The organism is Pseudoclavibacter sp. AY1H1 (genome assembly GCF_002931055.1).
Taxonomy (GTDB): domain Bacteria; phylum Actinomycetota; class Actinomycetes; order Actinomycetales; family Microbacteriaceae; genus Pseudoclavibacter.
Genome location: NZ_PSXX01000001.1, coordinates 787,794 through 812,516, shown reverse-complemented (window position 1 = coordinate 812,516; position 24,723 = coordinate 787,794). Strand labels below are relative to the sequence as shown.

Annotated in this window: 18 protein-coding genes; 8 read left to right on the top strand and 10 right to left on the bottom strand. The window is 70.0% G+C overall.

The annotated features are described in order from the left end of the window. Positions 1-28 precede the first annotated feature (28 nt). Complete coding sequence (locus C5E05_RS03820) at positions 29-1,072, top strand: LLM class flavin-dependent oxidoreductase (RefSeq protein ID WP_104341210.1); 1,044 nt, start codon at positions 29-31, stop codon at positions 1,070-1,072. 13 nt (positions 1,073-1,085) lie between these two features. Here the strand turns inward: C5E05_RS03820 and C5E05_RS03815 are convergent, their stop codons facing one another. Beyond that, on the bottom strand, positions 1,086-1,649 hold the full coding sequence (locus C5E05_RS03815) for a dihydrofolate reductase family protein (protein ID WP_104241089.1): 564 nt from the start codon (positions 1,647-1,649) through the stop codon (positions 1,086-1,088). 153 nt (positions 1,650-1,802) lie between these two features. Here C5E05_RS03815 and C5E05_RS03810 point away from each other — a divergent pair, with 153 nt between their 5' ends. Further along, positions 1,803-3,482, top strand: a complete 1,680-nt coding sequence (locus C5E05_RS03810) for an HNH endonuclease signature motif containing protein (RefSeq protein ID WP_146081020.1) — start codon at positions 1,803-1,805, stop codon at positions 3,480-3,482. Between the two features lie 268 nt (positions 3,483-3,750). Here the strand turns inward: C5E05_RS03810 and C5E05_RS03805 are convergent, their stop codons facing one another. Beyond that, positions 3,751-4,560 (bottom strand): substrate-binding domain-containing protein, encoded by an 810-nt coding sequence (locus tag C5E05_RS03805; RefSeq protein WP_104241091.1) that lies wholly within the window; start codon positions 4,558-4,560, stop codon positions 3,751-3,753. 96 nt (positions 4,561-4,656) lie between these two features. On the opposite strand from C5E05_RS03805, the gene C5E05_RS03800 reads away from it, so the two are divergent. Together C5E05_RS03800 and C5E05_RS03795 are read left to right on the top strand one after the other, a co-directional pair. Next, positions 4,657-5,013, top strand: coding sequence for a DUF5997 family protein (locus C5E05_RS03800; protein ID WP_219819490.1), 357 nt, complete (start codon positions 4,657-4,659; stop codon positions 5,011-5,013). Between the two features lie 7 nt (positions 5,014-5,020). Beyond that, complete coding sequence (locus C5E05_RS03795; RefSeq protein WP_104341120.1) at positions 5,021-5,605, top strand: MOSC domain-containing protein; 585 nt, start codon at positions 5,021-5,023, stop codon at positions 5,603-5,605. Between the two features lie 625 nt (positions 5,606-6,230). Here C5E05_RS03795 and C5E05_RS03790 read toward each other — a convergent pair. Genes C5E05_RS03790 through C5E05_RS03780 form a run of 3 tightly spaced genes read right to left on the bottom strand, consistent with a single transcriptional unit; the run spans position 6,231 to position 9,398 of the window. Continuing rightward, on the bottom strand, positions 6,231-7,685 hold the full coding sequence (locus C5E05_RS03790; protein WP_104341119.1) for an NAD(P)/FAD-dependent oxidoreductase: 1,455 nt from the start codon (positions 7,683-7,685) through the stop codon (positions 6,231-6,233). After that, complete coding sequence (locus C5E05_RS03785; RefSeq protein WP_258064751.1) at positions 7,675-8,316, bottom strand: MBL fold metallo-hydrolase; 642 nt, start codon at positions 8,314-8,316, stop codon at positions 7,675-7,677. Before C5E05_RS03785 ends, C5E05_RS03790 begins: the two co-directional genes overlap by 11 nt. Further along, on the bottom strand, positions 8,313-9,398 hold the full coding sequence (locus C5E05_RS03780) for an S-(hydroxymethyl)mycothiol dehydrogenase (RefSeq protein WP_104299094.1): 1,086 nt from the start codon (positions 9,396-9,398) through the stop codon (positions 8,313-8,315). The genes C5E05_RS03785 and C5E05_RS03780 overlap by 4 nt, the downstream gene beginning before the upstream one ends. Before the next feature lie 28 nt (positions 9,399-9,426). Here C5E05_RS03780 and C5E05_RS03775 point away from each other — a divergent pair, with 28 nt between their 5' ends. Continuing rightward, entirely contained in the window at positions 9,427-10,359 is a 933-nt protein-coding gene (locus C5E05_RS03775) for a DUF4031 domain-containing protein (RefSeq protein ID WP_104341118.1), read from the top strand. On the opposite strand, the gene C5E05_RS03770 is transcribed toward C5E05_RS03775, so the two are convergent. After that, complete coding sequence (locus C5E05_RS03770) at positions 10,356-12,605, bottom strand: excinuclease ABC subunit UvrA (protein WP_104341209.1); 2,250 nt, start codon at positions 12,603-12,605, stop codon at positions 10,356-10,358. The genes C5E05_RS03775 and C5E05_RS03770 overlap by 4 nt on opposite strands. A gap of 69 nt (positions 12,606-12,674) precedes the next feature. Here C5E05_RS03770 and mgtE point away from each other — a divergent pair, with 69 nt between their 5' ends. Next, entirely contained in the window at positions 12,675-14,027 is a 1,353-nt protein-coding gene (gene mgtE, locus C5E05_RS03765; protein ID WP_104241097.1) for a magnesium transporter, read from the top strand. Between the two features lie 234 nt (positions 14,028-14,261). Further along, positions 14,262-16,733, top strand: coding sequence for a helix-turn-helix transcriptional regulator (locus C5E05_RS03760; protein WP_104341117.1), 2,472 nt, complete (start codon positions 14,262-14,264; stop codon positions 16,731-16,733). Between the two features lie 17 nt (positions 16,734-16,750). On the opposite strand, the gene C5E05_RS03755 is transcribed toward C5E05_RS03760, so the two are convergent. Genes C5E05_RS03755 through C5E05_RS03745 form a run of 3 tightly spaced genes read right to left on the bottom strand, consistent with a single transcriptional unit; the run spans position 16,751 to position 21,470 of the window. Next, complete coding sequence (locus tag C5E05_RS03755) at positions 16,751-17,749, bottom strand: NAD(P)-dependent oxidoreductase (RefSeq protein ID WP_104341116.1); 999 nt, start codon at positions 17,747-17,749, stop codon at positions 16,751-16,753. Then, on the bottom strand, positions 17,746-20,451 hold the full coding sequence (locus tag C5E05_RS03750) for an alpha/beta fold hydrolase (protein ID WP_308471890.1): 2,706 nt from the start codon (positions 20,449-20,451) through the stop codon (positions 17,746-17,748). Before C5E05_RS03750 ends, C5E05_RS03755 begins: the two co-directional genes overlap by 4 nt. After that, entirely contained in the window at positions 20,448-21,470 is a 1,023-nt protein-coding gene (locus tag C5E05_RS03745; protein WP_104306560.1) for a 3-oxoacyl-ACP synthase III, read from the bottom strand. Before C5E05_RS03745 ends, C5E05_RS03750 begins: the two co-directional genes overlap by 4 nt. Positions 21,471-21,649: 179 nt before the next feature. On the opposite strand from C5E05_RS03745, the gene C5E05_RS03740 reads away from it, so the two are divergent. Further along, entirely contained in the window at positions 21,650-22,711 is a 1,062-nt protein-coding gene (locus C5E05_RS03740) for a hypothetical protein (protein ID WP_104341114.1), read from the top strand. A gap of 175 nt (positions 22,712-22,886) precedes the next feature. Here C5E05_RS03740 and C5E05_RS03735 read toward each other — a convergent pair whose 3' ends face one another. Then, positions 22,887-24,593 (bottom strand): sodium:proton antiporter, encoded by a 1,707-nt coding sequence (locus C5E05_RS03735; protein WP_104299087.1) that lies wholly within the window; start codon positions 24,591-24,593, stop codon positions 22,887-22,889. Positions 24,594-24,723: the final 130 nt, after the last annotated feature.

Genomic DNA, 24,723 nt, shown 5'->3' with positions numbered 1-24,723 from the left:
GACATGCATCCCAGACGCTGTGCTCAGCATGCGCAAGAAAATCGGCTTCCTCTCGTTCGGGCACTGGCACCCGTCTCCGCAATCGGGCACGCGAACGGGCGGTGATGCGCTCGTGCAGTCCATCGAACTCGCGGTCGCGGCGGAAGAGCTCGGCATCGATGGCGCCTACTACCGCGTGCATCACTTCGCGCGACAGCTCGCTGCCCCATTCCCGCTCCTGGCAGCCGTCGGGGCTCGGACCAGCCGCATCGAGATCGGCACCGGCGTCATCGACATGCGCTACGAGAACCCCCTGTACATGGCGGAGGAGGCTGCCGCTGCCGACCTCATCAGCGCACACGCCGGTGGCGAGGGGAGGCTCCAGCTCGGTCTGAGCCGAGGCTCACCCGAGCCCGCCCAGGACGGCGCACACGCGTTCGGCTTCACCCCGCCTGCGGGCAAGACCGATGACGAGCTGGCCCGCGCGAAGACGGAGCTGTTCCGCGCGGCGATCACCGGTGCGGGGCTCGTTGCCGGCAACCCGCAGATGACAGGCTCGACGGCGCCGCTCCCCATCCAGCCGCAGTCCGCCGGCCTGGACGACCGCATCTGGTGGGGCTCCGGAAGCCGAGCCAGTGCCGTGTGGGTTGCGGAGCAGGGCATGAACCTCATGAGCTCGACGCTGCTCACGGAAGACACGGGCGTTCCGTTCGATGAGCTGCAGGCCGAGCAGATCCAGGGGTACCGGGACGCGTGGGCGGCCGCCGGACACCGTCGAGAGCCCCGGGTCTCGGTGAGCCGCAGCGTCATCCCCATCACGACCGATGAGGACGTGACCTATTTCGGCGGGCGAGGCGGCGGGGAGGGCGATCAGGTCGGTGTACTCGACGGGATGCGCTCACGCTTCGGTCGCACCTACCAGGGCACTCCCGATCGTCTCGCGGAGGAGCTCGCGGCGGATGCTGCCGTCCAGGCGGCGGACACGCTTCTGCTGACCGTGCCGAACCAGCTCGGTGTCGCCTACAACACGCGGATGCTCGCCACCATCGCCGAGCACATCGCTCCGGCGATCGGCTGGTCGCGCGAGGGGTAGTCGACAGCGCGGGTCAGCGCAGGACGCGGTATCGGAGATGCACGACGCCCGACTCGAAGGTTCGCGAGTCGAGCAGCTCGAGGTTCGTGCGGCGGTCGTTCTGTGAGAAGAACGGCGTGCCGCCTCCGACGAGGACGGGACATATGCGCAGCAGGTACTCGTCGACCAGGTCGAGATCAGCAACCTGATGCGCCAGCTCTGCTCCACCGATCGCGATCGGTCCTTCTCCCGGTTCGGCCTTCAGGCGTTCGATCTCCTCGGCGAGCCCGTCCTCGGCGATCCTGGTATTGCCTTGCACCTCGGTGATCGTGTTCGAGAACACGATCTTCGGCAGGGCGCGCCAGAGCTCGGCGAACTCCGTCTCGAGCTCCCCATATTCCCGGGCTTCATCGGTCGGCTCCCAGTAGACCATCGTCTCGTAGAGGCGGCGACCCATCAGGTGGAAGTCGGCCGCTCGCACCTCCTCGGTCGCCAAGCGGAACACCTCCTCGCTGGGGTCTCCCCAGTCGAAGCTGCCGTCTGAGTCCTTGATGTACCCGTCGAGGGTGAGGGCCAGCGAGTAGGTGACCTTGCGCATCAGCGAACCTCCTTGTTCGTGCCTTTCAAGCTACCACCGGCCGGGGGTCGGGCGTCTCCCTGCTTCCCGGAAACTCGCCGTTTGATCTGGGGTTTCGCTGAACGGTGAGCACCCGGGGTGCCAATTGTCGGTGGTCCGGTCCAAGATTCGGGTATGTCTTCGAACGATGATGTGACGCCGACCGGGCTGGGGTGCGATCCCCGCGATCCGGGGTCGGTCGCTGCGCGTCGTCGGCTGCTCCTGGCGAGGGAGACGGGGCTGATGGCAGCGGCGGCTGTGGTCGCGGCGGCGCAGGTGCGAGTTCGGGCTGAGCTGGCGGAGATCGCGGCAGCCTTGGATGCGGCTGAGGGCTCGGTGGAACACGGTCTGCATGTGCGGTCACTGGCAGCCGAGGTGGCGCTGGTCGAACAGGTTGGGCAGTCGGTCGCGGAGGGACTCCTGCAGGAGGCGGTGACCGCGGTGCGTGAGTTCCCGGGGCTCGTGGACGCAATGGGGGCGGGCGCGGTGAGCGAGGCGCAACTGCGGGTTCTGACCGAGGCAGGCCTGTCGGTGTCGCACGTGAATGCGGGGGAGCAGACAGCACGCCGAGCTGCGTTCGTCCGCGTGATGCTCGCGGAGGTTGGTGCGCGGGTGCTGCCGCCCCGCGCGTTGCGGGGGACGGCGGCGAGGGTCGCGGAGTCGTTGACGCAGGAGTCGGTGTGCGAGCGGTTCGCGCGGGCACGGAAGACGCGGTACATGTCGGTGACCGAGGCGGAGAACGGCATGTGCCTGCTGCGAGCTCGGTTGCCGCTCATCGAGGGCAGGGCGATCGCGGACCGCCTGCGCAAGCAGGCGAAGGCCGTGATCCGGGCGAGGCCTGCACCCGCCGGCATCACGGGCAGGGCCGGGACTGCCGGGAGGGCCGGGGACACCCAGAGCACCGAGAACACCGAGAACACCCAGAGCACCCAGAGCACCGGGGGTATTGGGATCAGCGAGAGCGCCGCGAGCGGGGCCCGCGCCGAGGGGGCGGACGCGACTCGGGATGAGGAGCCGGGCGTGATGCCGGGCGAGATGACGGACGAGGCTTCGGATGAGCGAACGGTCGACCAGGTCAAGGCCGACCTGTTCGCAGACGTGCTCCTCACCTCGACGCCCACCTCCAACGTCGCGGCTGCGGGGATACAGGCGAGCGTGCAGTTCACGATCCCGATCCTCACTCTCCTCGGCTCTGACCGCGCTGTCGCCTCGGACACTGATCGCCTGACTCCGGCGCCCGCGCTGCTGAACGGCATGTCACCAATTCCGCTCGAGGAAGCGAAACGACTCGCGGCGAACGCTCCCTCATTCCAGCGGATCCTCACCCACCCCATCACGGGCGCGGTCGCGGCCGTCGATACCTACCGTCCCACCGCGGCGATGCGCGCCTTCCTCACCGCGAGAGATATTCACTGCCGCTGGCCCGGCTGCCGGCAACCCGCCGCGCGCTGCGACCTCGACCACACCCACGCCTGGGAACACGGCGGCACCACCAGCATCGACAACCTCTGCGGACTGTGCAGAGGGCACCACGTCATGAAACACGCCACCGCCTGGACCGTGAGACAACTCGGCGGCGGCGTCCTCGAATGGCGCACCCCCAGTGGCAAGACGTACACCGACCACCCCGAACACCACGACACCCACGCCAACACCAACATCGAATTCAGGCCGAGCGATGAGGCGCGCGACGGTCGCGCCCCGACAGGCATGGCGATGCCGCGGCCAACGTCTCAGCAGAACAGCAACGTTGAGGCGCCAGCCCCAGATGAGCCGGAGCAGCGGGGGAGCGCAGACGAATCGCCGCCCTTCTAGGCTCGGTGCCGCGCGACGTCAAGAAGGTTGCCGTTGCCGTTGCCGTTGCCGCTGCCGCTGCCGCTGCCGCTGGATTTCACCCGAACCCTGTCAGAGAAGTCGGCAAGAGCTCGGCCTGCCTGCCTGCTTACCCGCCTGCGTGCGTGCGTACCTGCCTGCCTGCCTGCCTGTTGGTTTGTTGGCTCATCTGTCTGGCAGGCGAGCACGCAGCCGGTCGGCCAACAAGCGAGCGAACCAACAAGCCAGCGAGCCAGCCACCCAGCCAGCGCTAGCGGCGCTTGCGCTTGCCGCCCGATCCGCCCGCCTTTGCGCGCTTCGCGGCGAGCTGGGCGCCGCGGCTCGTCCCGGAGGAGGTGCCGATTCGCTTCGCGGTCGCCCGCTTCTTCTGCTGCTCCTTCACGCGGCGCTCGGCCTCCGCCAGCGCCTGCTGCTCTTCCCGCTGCAGCGCGGCAGACTTTGCGCCGGTGCGTCCCCTCGAGCTCCCCGCGGTGCGCCCGCGGACGATGCCGACGAACTCCTCGGTGTCGAGACGGTCATCGGCGACCGCCCAAACCACAGAAACGGGAACCCGAGGGAGGTCGCTGATGACCCGATACGTGACGTCCTTGCGGGCGTGCTGCCTCGCGACCGACTGAGGGACGATCGCCACCCCGGCCCCGCCCGCCACAAGCTCCATCGCGTCCGCCGGATCGGTCGTCATGGCCGCCTCGCCCGAGTCGAGCCCCAGGCGCTCTGCCGCCTCCGCCCAATCGGGGGTCCAAGCGGCCAGCACCAGCTGCCAGTCGTCGAGCTCCTCCAACCGCAACGGTTCATCGATGTCGAGATCCGACTCGACAGCGACCACAGCGACCACATCTTCGGCGAACAGGTCGATCGCGTTCAACCCCTCACGTTCGAAGGGATGCCGCACGAAGGCGACCTGCGCGCCGTCGTCGAGAACGAGCTGCCTGGCCTCGGCCGAATGCAGGGTCGCGAACTCCAGCGGCGTCTCTGCTCTCCGCTCCTCCCACACTCGAGACCACTTCCGTGGGTTGATGCCGGGGGCGAGAGCGACCGTGAGGTGCGTCGGAGTCTCCATGCCCGCAAGGCTACTGGGTACGATGCTCAGATGAGCGAATCAGAAGGCAACTCGGCCGAGAGCCACACCGCGGCCGACCGCGGGTCAGACCAGACCATGAAGCCGGCGACCGCCGCCAAGAAGCTCGGCATCTACCTGCCGGCAACCCCAGAAGCATTCCAGGAGGCCCCGCTCACCCGCAGCGAGTTCCTCGAGCTGCAGGAGACCCCACCCGAATGGCTGCAGGAGCTGCGCCGCACGGGTCCCCACCCGCGCGACATCGTCGCCCGCAAGCTCGGCATCACCAACTCCGGCCTCGCCCGTGGCGGCGTCACCGAAGCGCTCACAACTGAAGAGATCCAGGCTCTCCTCGAAAGCGCCCCATCGTGGCTCTCCCACGAGCGAGGCGTCCAGGCGAAGGTCCGCGCCGAGAACGCCCGAGTCGCCGAACTGCACGCGAAGCGAAAGAACTGAGCCGACCTTGGCCCAGCTGCTCGCCGTCTGCGCCGTAGCGCAGCTCCGCCGGGACCCGGGTGCCGTCGGCGTGACCGCGATCGACAAGCGGACCCTCGAGGGGCCCGTCAAGGTGGGGCGCTACGGGGTCTACGGCGACGTGCAGGCCGATCGGAAGCACCACGGCGGCCTCGACCAGGCGGTCTACGCCTACTCGCAGGTTGACGCCGACCACTGGGCCGAGGAACTCGGCCGCCAGCTCCCTCCGGGGTTCTTCGGCGAGAACCTCCGCATCGACGGGCTCGACGTCAACGACCTCCACATCGGTGACACCCTCCGCATCGGAGACCTCACCGCCGCGGGCTCATCCCGCGTCGTCGAACTCGTCGTGACCGCCCCGCGCGTCCCATGCCAGACCTTCGCCAGGTGGGTCGGGGGAGACGACGAACGTGGCTGGGTGAAGCGATTCAGCGCAGCCGCCCGCGTCGGCGCCTACCTTCGCGTCGCGAAGAACGGCAAGATCGCGGCGGGCGACACCGTCGAAGTCCTCGAGACTGCTGATGAGGGTGCGCCGACAGTTCGTCAGGTCTTCTCCGGCGACCACGGCGGCTGAGACAAGCGAAGTCGAAGCCGGTGCCGGTGTCGGTGTCGGTGGCAAAGTCAGAACCGGTGCCGAAGTCAAAGTCGGAGCCGTCGCCGACGCAGAATTCAGAGCAAGAGCGAGACCTGGGTCGGAGCGAGTACCGAAGCGAGCGCGAGTGCCAGAACCGAGGCCCAACCTGGAATGCACACTGCCTCGCACATGCCGGGTTCCCGCCCGTCAGGTGACACGGAGCCGACGCTCGGTGATGCCAAGCCGCCGGGCTGGTGATGCCGAGCCCGCGGTCTCGTGACGCCGAGCCGCTGGTCTGCTGATGCCGAGCCTGCGGTCTGGTGGCGCCGAGCCGCCGGGCTGCTGATGCCGAGCCGCCGGGCTGGTGATGCCGAGCCCGCGGTCTGGTGATGCCGAGCCTGCGGTCTGGTGATGCCGAGCCTGCGGTCTGGTAATGCCGAGCCGCCGGGCTGCTGACGCTGAGCCGCCGGTCTGGTGATGCCGAGCCGCCGGTCTGCTGACGCCCAACCACCCGCCCGCAGCAGCACCCGGCACCAGCACCTCGCGCCAATACCCCGTACCGGCGGGAGGGGCTCGCAGAACCCGCTCGCGCCCTCCGCCGGTGGGCGCGCGCGTGAGCCGCCTGCTACTGCGGGCGCCCGTATCCCTCGAGCAGCCGCAGCCAGAGCTCGCTGATCGTCGGGAACGACGGAACCGCATGCCACAGCCGTGACAGTGGCACCTCGCCGACGACCGCGATCGTCGCCGCGTGCAGCAGCTCGCCCACGTCGGGGCCCACCATGGTGAACCCGACGACAACCTGGCGATCCTCGTCCACGACCATCCGGGCCGTTCCCTCGTAGCCCTCCGCGTGCAGCGAAGCCCCAGACACGTTGCCGATGGGCACGTCGACGGCCCGCACCCGAAGGCCCTGCTCCTCGGCGGCACCAGCCGTGAGCCCGACAGCGGCGACCTCAGGGTCCGAGTAGACGAGCTGAGGCACCGCGGCATGGTCAGCCGTCGCGACGTGCGTGCCCCAGGGTCCATCGTCGAGGGTGCGCCCCGCGGCGCGCGCCGCGATCGCATCACCCGCCGCCCGCGCCTGGTACTTGCCCTGGTGCGTCAGCAGGGCGCGATGGTTGACGTCGCCCGCCGCGTACAGCCAGTCGCTGCCGCGGACGAGCATCGTGTCGTCGACATCGATCCAGGCCCCGGACTCGAGCCCGGCCGTCTCGAGACCGACATCGCCCGTGCGCGGGACCCGGCCCGTCGCCACGAGCAGCTCACTGCTCTCGAGTGTGCGGCCGTCGTCGAGCGTCACCGTGACCCGGCCGGACGCATCCCGGACGACACCAGCTGGCGCCGCACCCGTGATGATCGTCGCCCCACGCGAACGCAGGGCCGCCACGACCGCCTCACCGGCGAACGCCTCGAAGCTGCCGAGCACCGTGCTCCGTGCGACCAGCGTCACCTGGGCGCCGAGATCGGTGTAGGCCGTCGCGATCTCGACCGCCACGACGCCGCCGCCGATGATCGTGATCGACTCGGGGATGCGCTCGAGGGACGTCGCCTCTCGGCTCGTCCACGGCTCCGCGTCAGCGAGCCCCGGAATGTCGGGCAGCAGTGCCGCCGACCCGGTCGCGACGACGACGGCGACACGCGCCGAGTACGTCGTCTCGCCGACCGTCACCTCACGCTCACCCGCCAGGCGGGCATGCCCGCGCACGAGCTCGATGCCAGCGTCCGCGAGCCAGGCCACCTGGCCCTCGTCGCTCCACTCGGACACGTACGAGTCGCGACGAGCGAGGACCGCCGACACGTCGAGGTCTCCCGTCGCCGCCTCGCGGCTGCCCGGCACGGCACGCGCCGCGCGCAGAGCGGCCCCGCTCCGAAGGAGCGCCTTCGAGGGAATGCACGCCCAGTACGAGCACTCACCGCCGACCAGCTCCTTCTCGACGATGAGGGTGCTCAGGCCACCCTGAACGGTGCGGTCAGCGACGTTCTCCCCGACGGGGCCCGCGCCGATGACGATGACGTCGAACGTCGTCGCAGCCGTGGGAGGCACGTTTGCCTCGGACGAGGCCTGAGACTCAGTGGCCACGTGCGATCCATTCTTCGAGGTGCGGCGCTTCCGCCCCGATCGTCGTCGAGTCCCCGTGACCCGTGAAGACCTTGGTCTCGGCCGGCAGCGTCAGCAGGCGCTCCGAGATCGACGCGATGATCGTCCCGAAATCGCTGTAGCTCCGACCCGTGGCCCCGGGCCCGCCACTGAAGAGCGTGTCTCCGCTGAACAGCGCCCCGAGGGCCGGGGCGTAGAAGCAGACTGACCCGGGCGAATGGCCCGGCGTGTGCAGGACCTGCAGGTCGACCTCATCGATCACGATGCGGTCGTCGTCCGCCAGTTCGATGTCGGGAGCCGAGTCGGGGTAGACGGCATCCCAGAGCATCCGGTCGCCGTCGTGCAGGGCGACGGGCGCGTCCACGAGCGTCGCGAACTCCTGCGCCGCCGCGATGTGATCGTCGTGCCCGTGCGTCAGGAGCACCCGGCGCACCCGGCGGTCGCCGACCGCATCACGCACCGCCTGGGCGTCGTGGGCCGGGTCGATCACGACGACGTCCTCGTCGTCGCCGACGAGGTACACGTTGTTGTCGACGTCCCACGTGCCCCCGTCGAGGGAGAACGTGCCGCTGGTGACGACGCGGTCGATGCGCACCTTGCCGTGGCCGCTCACAGCTCCACCACCGAACGCAGAACCGTGCCGTCCTTCATGCGGCCGAACGACGCCTCGATGTCGTCGATGCCGATGCGCTCCGAGACGAAGGCGTCCAGGTCGAGCCTGCCGAGGCGGTACTGCTCGACGAGCATCGGGAAGTCGCGGCTCGGAAGGCAGTCTCCGTACCAGGACGACTTCAGAGCGCCGCCGCGGCCGAAGACGTCGAGCAACGGGAGCTCGAGTGTCATCTCAGGCGTCGGCACCCCGACGAGCACAACCCGACCGGCGAGGTCGCGAGCGTAGAACGCCTGCTTGTACGTCTCGGGGCGACCCACGGCCTCGATGACCACGTCGGCTCCGAAGCCGCCCGTGAGGGCCCTGACGCCTTCGACGACGTCCTCCTCGCGGGAGTTGATGGTGTGCGTCGCCCCGAAGTGGGCGGCACGCTCGAGCTTCGCTGGGTCGATGTCGACGGCGATGATCGTCGTCGCCCCGGCGAGGGCGGCCCCGGCGATCGCCGCCATGCCCACCCCGCCGCAGCCGATGACCGCGACCGACTCGCCGCGCTTCACCTCGCCCGTGTTGATGGCGGCACCGATACCGGCCATGACACCGCAGCCCAGCAGGCCGACGGCAGCCGCATCCGATTCCTCGTCGACCTTCGTGCACTGACCGGCGGCGACGAGCGTCTTCTCGATGAACGCGCCGATGCCGAGTGCCGGGGAGAGCTCCGTGCCGTCCTCCAGCGTCATCTTCTGCGTCGCGTTGTGGGTGTTGAAGCAGTACTGAGGCTGCCCCTTCGCGCAGGCACGGCACTCGCCGCACACCGCGCGCCAGTTCAGGATGACCCGGTCGCCGACCGCGACCTCCGTCACGCCCTCGCCGACCGCCGACACGCGGCCGGTGGCCTCATGGCCGAGCAGGAACGGGAAGTCGTCGCTGATCCCGCCCTGCTGATAGTGGAGATCGGTGTGGCAGACACCGCTCGTGATGATGTCGACCACGGCTTCGCCTGGCCCCGGATCGGGGACCAGCACCGTCTCGATCGACACCGGTTCGTTCTTACCACGGACAACTGCACCTTTGACACGGGAGACCATGTGGCAAGGGTAGTCGTAGTCTCTCTGGATGGTCATCCTGATCGATCCACCCGTCTGGCCCGCGCACGGCACGACGTTCTCGCACCTCGTGTCCGACGCCTCCGTCGACGAGCTGCACGCCTTCGCCCGAAGGGCGGGCATCCGCGACCGCGCGTTCGACGTCGACCACTACGACGTCCCCGCCGAGCAGTACGACGCCCTCGTCGCGCTCGGGGCCGAACCCGTCGGGGGCTCCGAGCTCGTGCGCCGACTCGTGGCGGGAGGCGTGCGCGTGCCCGCCCGCGACAGGCCCAAGCGAGCCCGGCTCACCCTCATCCGACGTTGGGCCGAGCTCGAGCTGCCCGTGACTGCTGACCGGCGGCCGGCGACGGATGCACTCCGCGACGAGCTCCTGGACGCCTGGTCGGCTCCCTCCCGTCACTACCACGACGCGACGCACCTGCTCTCGGTGCTGGACGCCATCGACATCATGCGCCTCCGCGCCGCCGAGACCGGGTCGCCCCTGGCCGAGCGCGAACTGCTGACCGCCAGGCTCGCCGCCTGGTTCCACGACGCGGTCTACGCGGGCGCCGCCGGCGACGACGAACGCGCCAGCGCCGACCTCGCCGTCGAACGGCTCACGGCCCTCCGCGTCGACCCCGCCCTCGTCGGCGACGTCGAGCGCCTCGTGCTCGCGACCATCGTCCACGCGGTGGCGGAGAGCGACACGGCCGGCCAGATCCTCATGGACGCCGACCTCGCCGTCCTCGCCCGTTCGGAGGACGGCTACGCGCGCTACGTCGCACTGGTCAGACGCGACTACGCGCACGTCACCGATGAGCAGTGGCGCGCCGGCCGCGCGTCCGTGCTCGAGACGCTGCTCGCGACGCCCCGCCTCTTCGTGTCACCCGCGGCCCCGGAGGACTGGGAGGAACGCGCGAGACGGAACCTCGAGGGCGAGCTCGAAGCGATTCGCAGCTAGGCGCCCACGTAGCTCGCGAGGTGCTTGCCGGTGAGGGTCGACGAATCGGCCACGAGCTGCGTCGGCGTCCCTTCGAACACCACCGAGCCGCCATCGTGACCAGCGCCGGGGCCGATGTCGATGATCCAGTCGGCGTGCGCCATAACCGCCTGATGATGCTCGATGACGATGACCGACTTGCCCGAGTCCACGAGCCGATCGAGGAGCGAGAGCAGCTGCCGCACATCCGCGAGGTGCAGGCCCGTCGTCGGCTCGTCGAGCACGTACACGCCACCCTTCTCTGCCATGTGGATCGCGAGCTTGAGCCGCTGGCGCTCGCCCCCCGAGAGCGTCGTGAGCGGCTGCCCGAGCCCCAGGTAGCCGAGCCCGACGTCGACGAGGCGCCCCAGCACCTTGTTGGCGGGACCGGTCGCGAAGAACTCGTGCGCCTCCGCGATCGACATCGACAGCACCTCGCTGATGTTCTTGCCGTCGAGCGTGTAGGCGAGCACCTCAGCTTGGAAGCGCTTGCCCTCGCATTCCTCGCACACCGTCGACACCGCCGCCATCATGGCGAGGTCGGTGAAGATGACCCCGAGGCCGTTGCATTTCTGGCAGGCGCCGGAGGAGTTCGCACTGAAGAGGCCCGGCTTGACGCCGTTGGCCTTCGCGAAGGCCGCCCGGATCGCGTCGAGGACCCCCGTATATGTGGCCGGTGTGCTCCGCCTGGAGCCGCGGATGGCGGTCTGGTCGACGACGACCACGTTGGCCGACTTCGGGATCGACCCGTGGATGAGGGAGCTCTTCCCCGAGCCTGCGACCCCCGTCACGACCGTCAGCACGCCCAAGGGGATATCGACGTCCACGTCCTTGAGGTTGTGACGCGTCGCCCCACGGATCTCGAGGCTCGTCTTCGAACTCCGCGGCTCCTCCTTGAGCGAGACCCTGTCGTCGAGGTGCTTGCCCGTGAGGGTCCCCGACGCGCGCAGGCCCTCGACGGTGCCCGCGAACTGCAGCTCCCCACCATCGGAGCCCGCACGGGGACCGAGGTCGACGACGTGGTCGGCGATCGCGATCGTCTCGGGCTTGTGCTCCACGACCAGCACCGTGTTCCCCTTGTCGCGCAGGCGCAGCAGGAGCTCGTTCATGCGCTGGATGTCGTGCGGGTGGAGCCCAACCGTCGGCTCGTCGAACACGTAGGTGACGTCGGTGAGGCTCGAGCCCAGATGCCGCACCATCTTCACGCGCTGCGCCTCGCCACCCGAGAGGCTCCCCGACTCCCGGTCGAGGCTCAGGTAGCCGAGCCCGATGTTCACGAGGGAGTCGAGCGTCTCCTGCAGGGTCGCGATGACCGGGGCGACCTGCCGGTCCTGCACGCCCTTCATGAACGCCGCGAGGTCGCTGATCTGCATCGCCGAGCAGTCCGCGATGTTCCTGCCCTGGATGCGGCTCGCGAGGGCCGCCTGGTTCAGGCGCGCCCCTCGGCACTCCGGGCAGGCGGTGAACGTGACCGCTCGGTCCATGAAGGCCCGGATCGCGGGCTGCACCGCCTCCGGGTCCTTCGACAGGATCGACTTCTGGATGCGGGGGATGAGCCCCTCGTAGGTGAGGTTCATGTTGAGAGCCGGCATGTTGACCTTCGTCGGCTCCTTGTACAGGAAGTCCTGCAGCTCGGCCTCGGAGAAGTCGGCGATCTTCTTGTCGCCGTCGAGGAACGGCGCGTCCGAGTATCCGCGCACCATCCACCCATCGACCTTGTAGCCGGGAATCGTGATCGCGCCCTCGTTCAGCGACTTCGTTCGATCGACGACCTCGTCGATGTCGAGGTCGGTGACGCGTCCGATGCCCTCGCAGCGAGGGCACATGCCCTCGGCGAGGTTGAAGCTGAAGTGGCCGGCTGGTCCAGCTGACGGAGCCCCGAGGCGGGAGAAGATGATGCGGAGCATGGTGTGCGCGTCGGTCGCCGTGCCGACCGTGGAGCGGGCGTTTGCCCCCATGCGCTCCTGGTCGACCACGATGGACGCGCTCAGCCCTTCGAGCACCTCGACGTCCGGCCGGGCGAGGCTCGGCATGAACGACTGCACGAAGGCCGTGTACGTCTCGTTGATGAGTCGCTGGGACTCGGCCGCGATCGTCCCAAACACGAGCGAGCTCTTGCCTGATCCGGAGACGCCCGTGAAGACCGTGAGCTTGCGTTTCGGGATGTCGACGTCGATTCCCTTGAGGTTGTTCTCACGAGCGCCGCGCACGCGGATGGTTTCATGCATGCCGCGATCGTAGCGACCCGCCGAGGCGCGAGCCACGATCCCGAGGGCAGGGTGTGCTTCGATGCCCCCATGCCTCCGATCCACTCCCTCGACGATCTCGTCGAACTCGTCTCGACCGAACTCGCTCGCGGAGACCTGAGCGCCGCCGCGACCGCCCTGGCGAGCGCGCCGCTCCCGGACCTTGCGGTGCTGCTCGAGCGCCTCCCGGCCCGGGATGCCGGGGTCGCGTTCCGGCTGCTGCCGAAGGACGAGGCCATGACCGTGTTCGAGCGGATGGACGCCCCAGCTCAGCGCGAGGTCGTCACGCAGCTCTCCGATGCCGACGTGGCCCGGGTCTTCGCGGAGCTCGACGCCGACGACCGCGTCGCCCTCATGGACGAGCTCCCGGCGAAGATCGCGAAGCGCCTCGTGCAGGAGCTGCCGGCGGATGAACGCGGCGAGACGGCGATCATCCTCGGCTACCCGGTCGGGTCCGTCGGCAGGCGCATGACCCCCGACTACGTGCACGTCTACGCGCACGAGCTCGTGGGAGTGGCGCTCGAGCGCATCCAGCAGCGAGGCGGGGACGCCGAGACGATCTACACGATCCCCGTCGTCGACGACGGTCGACGCCTCCTCGGGGTCGTGAGTCTCCGTGAGCTGTTCTTCGCGTCGCCGCACGACGCCGTCGAGGCGCACATGGCGACCGCCCTCTACGCGCACGCCGATGACGACGCCGAGGTGACGGCCCGGACGCTCGTCGACCGTGGGGTCCTGGCGATGCCCATCGTCGACCGCGAGGAGCGCCTCCTCGGTCTCCTCACGGGCGACGACGCACACCGCATGGTCGAGGCCGCCCGCGACGAGGACGAGGCGCACGCCGGCGCCTCCGAGCCGCTGAGGCGCCCCTACCTGACCACTCCGGTCTTCGCGGTCGTGCGCTCGCGCGTGGTCTGGCTGTTCGTGCTCGCGATCTCCGCCATCCTGACCGTGAGCGTCCTCGAGCTCTTCGAGGCGACCCTGGAGCAGCAGGTTGCCCTCGCCCTGTTCATCCCTCTCCTCACCGGCATCGGCGGCAATACGGGATCGCAGGCCGCGACAACCGTGACGAGGGCCCTGGCGATGGGAGAGGTGCGACCGAGGAACGCCTGGCCCGTCGCCCTCAAGGAGCTGCGCACGGGCATCGTGCTCGGCATCTCGCTGGGAGCGGTGGCCTTCGCCGTCGCGACGTTCTTCTACGGGGTGGGCATCGGCACCGTCATCGGCCTGACCCTGCTCTCCGTCTGCACCATCTCGGCGACCGTCGGCGGCGTCATGCCGCTCGTCGCGAAGTCCATCCGGGTCGATCCGGCCGTCTTCTCGACACCCTTCATCTCCACGTTCTGCGACGCGACGGGACTCATCGTCTACTTCTCGATCGCCAAATCCGTGCTCGGCATCTGACGGAAGCGACCCTGCTGCTCCACCCGAGGCGGGGCGCGCCCGAGCTGAAACGGAGTTCGTGCGTCGCATCGAGTGGACGCCGTTGGACAGCGCTGGACCGTATACGACGCGTGTATCTCCGAAACCGTATCGTGGGGCCGAGGCGTGGCGAAGGAGGACGATCTCCGAGACCACGCAGGACTCTGGGGGGAGTCCGCAGCGCTCAGCGCTGGGAATCAGCAGGAGAGAACACGCATGTCCAGCAGCACGCTCACTGATGCATCTCGGGCCGCAGAGCCTTGGCACACGCTCGAACGCGACCGGCTCTCCGAGCTCGCGCTCGCCGAACAACGCCTCACCCTCATCGTCGGCATGCCGGGCGGCGGTCGAACCACGCTCCTCAGGCAGATGCAGGGCAAGCTCGGCGCGGCCGGCTCCACGGTCCTCTGGTGCCACTCTCGGGCCGAGCTGATTCGCATCCTCGACGAGCTGGACTCCGGGGCGCACACGGGTCGCCCCGCGGTCATGCTCGACGACGTCATCGTGGCGCAGGACGACGAACTGTGGCAGGACATCAGGCGGTTCGTGGCTGGCCCCGACCGCGAGCGGGGCGTGCGGTTCCTCGTCGCATCCCTCTCCATGCCGGACTGGGCCTCCTCGCTCGGCTCCGACGGGGTTGTGCTCCATCCGAGCGAGCTCGCCTTCGACATCTCCGAGCTCGACGGGCTGCTGGCGCTCAACGAGCCGGGGGCACCGCCAGGGCTTCGGATGCGGCTCCTCGATGCGTTCGCCGGCCACCCCCTCACAACCCGCATAGCCCTGCAGCGGTATCGTTCCGACGCGGATGCGGAAGGATGGTCCGTCGTCAGCGGTGCGTCGAGCGCCGCCATGACCCTGCAGGAGCTCCGCCGCTTCGACCCCGCCGAACTCGCCCGCGTCGACGCGGTCCGCATGATGCGAGCCGTGAGCGTCCTGCGCCGCTTCTCGAGGGGCGACCTCCACCTGCTCGCCCCCGAGATCGCCGGTGATCACTGGTTCGACCAGCTCGCCTCCTCGCCGTACGGCACCACCGAGGTGAACCGCATCACGCTCGACGTCGAGTTCGTCTGGCACTCCGACACCTTCCGGCACCTCAACGCAGACCGCTCCCCACACGAGGCGCGGGCGTCCGCCGCCGCGGCCGTCGCATCCTTCCCGGGTGAGCAGAACGTCATGCAGCGGCTCTTCCTCGCCCTGAGAGCTCGCTCATGGGGTGAGGTCGAGTCGATCGCGCAACGCCACTTCAGGACCATCTACGAGTACGCGCCCCGCGAGACCGTCGAGGAGATGGTGCACGTGCCGACGAGCGTGCTCGCTCGCCTCCTGAGCACGCGCCTGCTGGTCGCGCTCTTCAAGTGGCGGCGCTTCGGGGCGACACGCGGCGTCCTGCTCAGCCTCCGCGAGTCGAGCCTCGCGACGACGAGGATCGCCCCGAGCGACCCCATCGGGCTCTTCGCCCAGATCACCAGGCACGCGCTTGCGACCTCCTTCGGGGGCGACCGTGCGGCTGCCCGGCGGGGTCTCCGTGACGCGAAGGCCCTCCTCCGCGACGGCGACGAGACCCTGCTCGCCGCGCTCGCCGCCTCTCCCGTCGCTCGGGGCCGGTTCGCGGCCGACTGCCTCGTCCTCGAGTGGGCCGCGATCCTCTCCGACGACCTGCCGTTCGCACTCGAGCTCGCCGCGCTCGCCGCCGAGCAGGGCGAGAGCTTCAACCGAACCGACGCGGATGCGCTGCGGCACGTCGAGATCATCGGCATCATCTGCGGCGTCCGCCAGGCCGACACGGAGAAGCTCAGCGGGCGGAGCCTCCCGGGCTTCGCCGAGTGCTTCGAGCTGCTCGACAACGGCGATGAAGCGGGAGCGCTCGACCTGGCCAGGCAGCTCCGAGACCTGCCGCGAGCGGTCCTGCCGCAGGACACGGCGGCCAGCGTCCGGATCCTCATCGAAGCGCTCGTCGGCGACGAGGACCCGATCGCCGAGGTCGATGAACTCCTCGAGCTCAGCGCGAAGGCCTGGCGCGATGGGCGACCCTCCACCCTGCTAACGTTCGCCGCGACGACCTTCTTCCTCACGCGCGGCCAGAGCGCCCGCGCGCAGCTGGCCGCCGACTACGAAGGTGCGCAGGGCGACTGCTACATCAGCCTCGCCCGGAGCCTCGTCGAGCTCGCCGACGGCCGGCACAGGGAAGCCCTCGCGCACGCCGAGGCGGCCCTGGCCGACACCCGGATCGCCCCGAGGTTCGCATCGATCGGGCGAACGATCACGGCGCTGTGCCTGCTGCGGATGGGCAACCTGGCCGCCGCCGCCAACCGCATCGCGACGATCGCCACCCAGTGCCTCGACGACCGCAACGCCCGGTTCGCGCTCCGCTTCGCGACGGATAGCGACGCTGCCCTCATGGCGTCCATCAGCGACAGGCTCCCGAGCCGCATCGCCGCCCTGCTCGTCGTCGCCGCGGAAGACTCCCGCCCGCTGTCAGCCTTTACGGTCGGCGAGGAGCTCTCGAGCGCCGAGATCGAGGTGCTCAGGCTCGTGGGCCAGAACTGGACCAACGCGCAGATCGCCGCCCAGCGCTTCGTCTCCGTGCACACCGTGCGCGCTCAGCTGCGCAGCGTGTTCCGCAAGCTCGGGATAGGCGACCGGCGGTCCGCGGTGGCCGCCGCCGAACGGCGGGGCCTGCTCGACTAGGCACGGTGTGACACGAGCTAGCGTCGCGCTTGGCCGGATCCCGGGTTGCAACCCGCGGTGTGATCCGCGAGGCGCTGCAGCCCCTCTTCCAGTGAAACGGCCGGCGCCCAGTCGAGATCGGCGCGCGTGCGTCGCTGGTCGAACCAGTGCGCCGTCGAGAGCTGCTCGGCGAGGAATCGTGTCATCGGCGGCTCGTCCTGCCCCGGTCGGATGCGCCACACACCCTCGATGAGGGAGCCGGCGGCCCGAGCGATGACGGCAGGCACCCGGAGGCGGGGCGGCGGAGCCCCACCCGCGAGGCAGATCCCCTCCATGAGCTCCGCGACGGTCCGCGGCTCCCCGTTCGTGATGACGTAGCTGTTCCCGTGGGCGACCGGCGCTCGCCGCAACGCCGCTGCGATACCCGACGCGGCATTGTCGACGTAGCAGGAGTCGATGAGGGCCGCACCGCGCCCGAGGAGCGGCAGCGTGCCCCTCGAGGCCCGGTCGAGGATGCGCGCCACGAGCTGCGTGTCGCCGGGGCCCCACACCAGGTGCGGGCGCACCGCGACCACGGCGAAGTCCGGGGAGTCGGCGGCGAGAGCCCGCAGCTCCGCTTCCGCCTTCGTCCGGGCGTAGCTGCCGTGGGCGAGGTCGGGCCTGGCCACATCAGCACCCGCGCCGTGGATGGCCGCACCGAAGTGGGCCACGGAGGGGGAGGAGACCATGACGAAGCGCGTCGCGCCCGCAGCCTTCGCGTGCTCGACGAGGCGCTCGGTCCCGGCGATGTTGACGGCCTCGAACTCGGCCTCCGATCCGCTCAGCGACACCTTGGCGGCGAGGTGGACAACCCCCTCCATCCCGGTGACGGCACGCGCCACGGCTGCATCGTCGGTGATCGAGCCGAGCGCATCCGTCACGCCGTCGATGCCGCTCGCACTGCGCTGCATCGTCGTGACCTCGTGGCCCTCGTCGCGCAGCTGCGTCGCGACGGCACGTCCCAACATGCCGCTCGCCCCAGTGACGAGCACCCTCACGGGGCCGACACCCGCTCCCCGGAGAGCGCGCGCTCGGCCCAGCTGGCGAGCGCTGTCCGGTCGATCTTCGAGTTGTGTCTGATGTCGGTGGGCAGCTCGGGAACGATGAGCGCGGCAGCGAGCGGCTGCGTCGTGGAGGCGCGAAGCGCGTCGGCGAGCTCCGCCTCGGCCACGCGGACCCCGCGAGAGGGCTCCCTGGTTTCGAGCACGGCCACCGCCTGCGCCGTTCCGGCCGGTCCGACGCCGACGACCGCGGCGCGCCGCACCCACGGCAGCGTCTCGAGGTCCTGCTCGGTGCCGACCGGCGCGAGTGGACCGTCGACCGTCACGAAGACGTGGGGGAGGCGGCCCTCGATCCAGAGGCGCCCCTCCGCGTCGAGGTGGCCGACGTCGCCGGTGCGGTGCCAGCGGCCCAGGTCATCCTGGTGGGGATTTGCCTGATCTGAGTGTCCCTGGCCGGCGGCCTCTGCGCCGCGGTGGGGCAGATCGCGCACGGCGGCCCGATCGGTCATGGCGAGGCGGTCGTAGCGCTCCTTGAGGTGGGGGGCGCTGATGATGACCTCGCCAAGCACACCAGCCTCGTCTGAGGGGGCGCCGGTCGCGGCACCCGTCTCGTCGAGAGCGCTGATGCGGACGACGTTGCGCCCGATCGGCGTGCCGACGCAGACGCCGTGGTCAGCGGCGAGCGCGGCAGCGGAGATGCCCTCGCGGTCGATGTCGGTGACGAGCAGGCACTCGGTCATTCCGTACGGGGTGTGCGCCTCCGCGTTCGGCATGAGGGCGCAGGCGTCGTCGAGCAGTCGAGCCCCGATGGGCGCTCCCGTCGAGAGGAACGTGTCGACGCTCCCGAGGGCCTCCCGCTGCGCCGCATCGAGGTCGTCTCGCGTCGCGACGACGTTGAGGATCGCGGCCGGCGAGAGGAACACGATGCGAGCATCCGCCGCCATGACCGCATCGGCCACCGCGGTGGCCGTGAGGGTTCGGGGGGAGGTGACGTCCATATCCGGCGTCACCGACCGGGTTCCGAGGGCCGGGCCGAGCAAGGCGAAGGGCGCGAAGCCCGTGACGAGGCCCGATTCGGCCGTCACCCCGTAGGTGTCGCGGAGCGTGTCCCGCACGGCCTGCAGCTGACGGTGCGTGTAGACGACGCCCTTCGCAGGTCCGGTCGAGCCCGAGGTGAACAGCACCGCTGCGAGGTCCTCGGGGCCGGGAGGAGTGGGCAGCGCCGCGCCGCGCCCGAGCTCGGCCACCTCGGCGAGCGAGTGCGCGACACCGAGGGCGGCTCGAGCGCTGGCGGGGATGCTCGTGGCGCTGATGCGCAGGCCAGGCCAGCCGAGCGCCTTGGCCGCCGTCAAGCCGGGGACTTGGCCGATGACGACGTCGGGCCAGGCGCCGCGGACGGCGCGGGAGAGGCCCTTGACGCCGAGCCCGGCATCCGCGACGACGACGACGGCGCCGATGCGCAGGCAGGCGTAGACGATGGCGGTGAGGGTGACGCCAGGCTGCACGAGCAGGGAGACGCGGTCGCCCCGGCGCAGCCCGACGGCGCTCAGGCCGGCCGCGATCTCGTCGACTCGGCGCGCAAGCTGTCGCCAGGAGACCCGCAGCGGGGCCCCGTTCGCCCCGCGCCCCATCTCGAGGGCGGCGATGCTCGGGTCGTCACGGTGCTCGTCCAACGCAGCCCACATGGGCGCGGATGCATCGTCGGGGCTCGCCTCCGGAGCGTGCTGGCCCCGGCGGCGAGCGGTTCCCGCGGCGACATCGTCGAGCCAGGCGAGGAGATGCGTCGCGTACGGGGTGTCCTCAGCGATGAAGTGACCCGCGCCTTCGAAGCGGTGCACCTCGGCGTGGGGGAGGCGACGCATGAGGTCGCCCAGGTACAGGTCGGTGAAGATCGGGTCGCGAGGGCCCCAGAGCAGCAGCGCTGGCACGTCGAGCGCCGCGACGCCAGCCGAGACCCCCTGCAGCGCCGCGTGGCTCTGGGTGGATTCGTCGACCGGGATGTCGGCCACGAACTGCTCGATGCCGAGCCGCGAGGCCCGGTCGAGGTACGGCGCCGAATAGGCGGCCTTCACCTGGGGGGTGAGCGACGGATTCGCGAGGGCGAGCGTCGTTGCCAGGAAGGCCGGGCTCGTCGACGTGGATGCGCGCAGCACGGGGCCGAAGCGGGCGAGGCGCAGGGCGGCCGGGATGGGCAGCTCGCTCGGCTGGTCGATGGCGGTGTTGAGGGAGGCGACCGCGGTGAGCAGCTCCGGGTGGCGGACCGCCCAGCCGAGCGCGACGACCCCGCCCCAGTCGTGGCCGAGGGACACGACGTCGCCGCTGAGCTGGAGCTCGTCGGTCAGCGCGCCGAGGTCGAGGATGCGCTGCTCGAGCGTGCGACGCACCTCGGTGCGCTCGGAGAAGCCCATCTCGAGCTGGTCGACCGCGATGACGCGCCACGCGGATGCCCCGGACTCGGCGGCCGAGATCGATTCGCTCACCAGCGAGCGCCAGAGGTACGACCACGTGGGGTTGCCGTGCACGGCGAGGACCGTGCCGACGGGTTCGATCCCCAGCTCATGGAGGATCGGCCCCGTGTCGAGGAGGTGCCAGGTGCGGCGCGAGCCGGTGTCCTCGCCGACGCCCGTCGTCTCGACGAGGCGGCTGAATCGTTCCTGGAGTCCGGGCAGGCCGGCGGGCGGGCGAGAGGCCGACCTCACCACTTGAGCTCCATCATCGCCGTGTTGAGGCCGGACCCGACCCCCATGAGCAGGACCCGGTCGTCGCGCTTCAGGCTCTTCGACTGCAGGTCGAGGGTGATGGGGATGGACGCTGGACCGACGTTCCCGAGCGTCGGGTAGGTGGTTGGCACGCGCTTCGCGTCGAGGCCGACGGCCTTGACGATCGCGTTGGTGTGGACGCGCGACACCTGGTGGGTGATGTAGTGGTCCATCGACGACCAGTTCCAGTCGGTCTGCGCCTCTTTCCAGGCCGACACGACGAGGTCGAGGCCGCCGCGCAGCAGCGCCTTGGCATCCGTGAACATGCCCTGCACGCTGCCGACGCACAGCTCGTGGAACTGGGTCGCGGCTCGCGTCACGCCGCCGAGGATCTGGTGCCCCTCGGGATGCTCATCCGTGCGTCCGAGCACGGCCGCCGCCGCACCGGAGCCGAGCGTGAGGCTCGCGAACTCGCTCATGAAGTCCTCGCGCCCGATGTCGTCGCGGAGCAGCCGGTTGATGGTGTTCACCTGGATCTCGTCGGCGTCCTCGCCGTTGACGATGATGGCGTAGCGGATCTGGCCAGCCTCGATCATCTGCGCCGCGAGCGTCATGCCGTTCACGAAGCCGAGGCACGCGTTCGCGATGTCGAAGTTCACAGCGGAGCTCGGCATACCCAGGCCGTGGTGCATGCGCACGGCCACCGACGGCTCGAGATGGGTGCGGGTCACGGACGTGTTGATGAGCAGGCCCACCTGGCTCGCGTCCACACCCGCGCGGCGGAGCGCCTCGTGGCCGGCGGCGACGGTCGCCTCGGTGAACGATTCCCCCTCAGCCCAGTTGCGTCGCTCGGTCACGCCGGCGACGCGCTCGAGGAGGTTGCCGGGGAGCCTGAGCCGCTTCAGGCCGGCGGAGAGCTTGCCTTCGATGTCTGCCGAAGCCGTTGCCTTCGAAGGAAGGCTGCTCGCGACCGACAGCAGCGAGACGTTGTGGAAGCGAGTAGTCGCGTTACCTGTCATAGATGTGATTTGCGTCCTGAGCCGTGCAGAGAGTAGGGAGGGGCGTAACCACGTCAGTCTAGGTGCTCGCCGATGACCGAACTCTCAGGCCCGATCATTAGCGTGCAGAGATGTTGCCAAGTGATATTCCTAGCCATGAAGATCTGCTTGAACTGACCGAGTACCGGGGCGAGGGCAGCGTGAGCATCGCCATCCCGGCCTCGAGCGCCCCGAGCGAGTCGGAGGCCCTGCGACTGGAGTTGCGGGCCGCCGTGAGCCAGGCGGCGAAGGAGCTCGAGACCCTCGGCCTGGATCGGACGCGCATCGCGAAGATCCTCGATCCAGCGAAGCAGCTCGAGTCCGATCCCGAGTTCTGGCGGGCGCAATCCCGCTCCCTCGTCATCCTCGCGTCCGGTGACCGTTTCCGTACCTTCCGCCTCGCCAACCGCCTCGGCCAGCACGTCGCGGTGGGCGACCGCTTCGACGTCGGCGCACTGCTGCGCGCGACCACGTTCCCGAACTGCGGCTTCGTGCTCGGGCTCTCCCGAGGCGAGGTGACGCTCTTCGAGGTGCTCGCCGACGCGAAGCCGCGCCAGCTGCCCATCGAGGGGCTCCCCGACGATCTCGCGACGGTGCTCGAGCACACGACCACCGGCGGCCGCTTCGACCGGCAGCGCGCGCAGGGAACTACGGGCGACCGGATCGGGCACGAGCGCTTCGCGCGCATCGTGCAGGAGCAGGTCATCCCGATCCTCCGAGACTCGGGTGCCCCGCTCATCCTCGCCGCGACCGGCGACTTCGACACCGCCTACCGGGCCGTGAACGAGTACCCGGGGCTCCTCGAGCAGCGCATCGGCGCCCACCCGGGTTCGCTCGCGCCTGGGGAGCTCGATGCGAAGGCGCGCGGCATCCTCGACGACCACTACCGGGGAGAGATCAACGACTGGCGGGAGGAGTTCGGCACGAAGCGGAGCAACGGCCACGCGACCACCTCCATCAACGAGGTCGCCAAGGCGGCCTCGCAGGGCGCCGTCGCCGAGCTCTACTTCGACATGGACTCGACCCTGGAGGGCGAGCTGGACGAAGACGGCAAGCTCACGCGCGCCGAGACGCCCGGCCCGCACACCTACGCCATCGTGGACGAGATCGCCGCCCGCGCCCTCAAGCACGGCGCCAAGGTCAGGGCCGTCCGGCGTGGCGACCTCGTCGACGGCGCCGAGGTGGCCGCGACGCTGCGGTATCCACTGAACGCCACGGCGTAGCCGCACCGACAGCGCTCACGGCAACGGCCGACGGGTGCTCGAGCGACATGGCGGGGTGCGGGCTCAGGACGAGCCCGCACCCCGCCGTCGTGTGTGAGGGAGTCGCATCGGGCGCCGCGCGAACTCGCGTCGGGCGTCGCGCGAACTCGCGTTTGGCCCGCCTCCCACACTCGCGTCAGGCGCCGCCGAAGCGGAGAGCCTCGGCATCGAGGCGGTGCTGCGCCTGCTCGATGGTCCGAGACGAGTAGCTCCCCGACGACCTCGCATCGAGCAGCGCCAGCTGGGCGTTGTCGAGCAGGATGCGCGTGAGCTCTCGCCGCTGCACGTGCGTGTCCTGCGCGTCCTCGTCGAGGTCGACGGGCTTGGAGAGCAGCCGGCTCATTCGGGAGGCGACGGCCTGCACCTGCTCGAGCAGCTCAGCGTCGTACGCTCCGCCATCAGCACGCCGAAGCTCCGGGTTCGCGAGCGACTCGCGCGCGACGTCGAACACCTCGTCGGCGAGGCTCGCGAGCTCCCGGGCGTCCGCGTCGGCGTCCGTGCCGGTGACCCCGAGCTTCCTGATGAGAAGCGGGAGGGTGCCGCCCTGCACGACGAGCGTCACGATTGCCACCGTGAAGGCGATCAGCACGAGCTGCGGCCGATACGGAAAATCCGCGGGCAGCGACTGCGCCGCCGCGAGCGTGACGACCCCGCGCATCCCGGACCACGCCAGGACGGCACCGCCTCGCCAGCCGAGCCCCTCGTCACGATAGAACGCGATGTCGGCGCTCGCGCGCTTGGCCCGGTCGACGAGGCGCGGCCGCGTGCTCGCGAGTCCGGGGGCGGTCACCCGCTTGAGGAACTGCTCGACGCGAGGCGCGACGAGCTCGGCTCGGCGCTGCTCCCTGCGGAGCATCAGCACGAGCGGGATGACGAACAGCACCCGGATGACGACCAGCGCGATCGTCGCGAGCAGGCCGATGCCGACAGCGTGCAGCAGCCCGATGCCGTCCTCGTCGCCGTCCACGGACTCGATGAGCGCCGACAGCTCGAAGCCCATGAGGAGGAAGACGCCGTTCTCCAGCAGGAGCTGCGCCGTGCGCCAGTTCGTGCGCTCGCTGATGCGATCCTGCGGGCTGAACCGGCTCGCACTGGCGTGCCCCGTGATGAGTCCCGCGACCACGACCGCGAGCACACCGGAGCCACCGACCTCCTCCGTCGGCACGTAGGCCAGGAACGGCACCGTGAACGAGATCGCCGTCGTCAGCACGGCGCTGTCGAGCTTGGAGCGCACGTACACGGTGACCGCGCCGACCACGGCGCCGAGGACGACGGCCAGGGTCACGGCGAGCACGAAGTCACCGACAGCTCCCCAGAACGACAGCGCTCCCGCCGTCGCCGCGATCGCGCTGCGGAGCATGACGAGCGCCGTCGCATCGTTCACGAGGCCCTCGCCCTCGAGCACCGTCACGAGGCGCGGAGGAAGGCCGAGCCGCTTGCCGACCGCCGTCGCGGCCACCGCATCCGGCGGGCTGATGACGGCCCCGAGCGCGATCGCGGCGGCGAGGTTCAGGTCGGGGAGGAGCGCGTAGAGGAGCAGCCCGCTGCCGAACGCCGAGATGATGACGAGCAGCACCGACAGTCCCGTGATGGAACGCAGGTTGCGGCGGAAATCCGCCAGCGGAACGTTCACGGCGGCCGAGTAGAGGATGGGCGGCAGCACGATCGTGAGGATCAGCTCAGGGGGGAACTCGAAGTCAGGGACCCCGGGCAGATAGCCGACCCCGATGCCGACGAGCACCAGCAGGATGGGCGCCGCGACCCCCAGCTTGGGCGCGATGGCGGCCACGGCGACGATGATGAGGACCGCCGCCACACCGAAGACTGCGAGTTCGAGCTCCATGGAACAGCAGACTAATCGGCCACGGCCGTGATCCCGGTCGCTCGCGCGCGTCGCAATGTTGCACTCCATTTCGGCGGGTGACGCACCCGGACTCCCGGCTGTGACGCGCGGAACTACGATCGGGCAACCC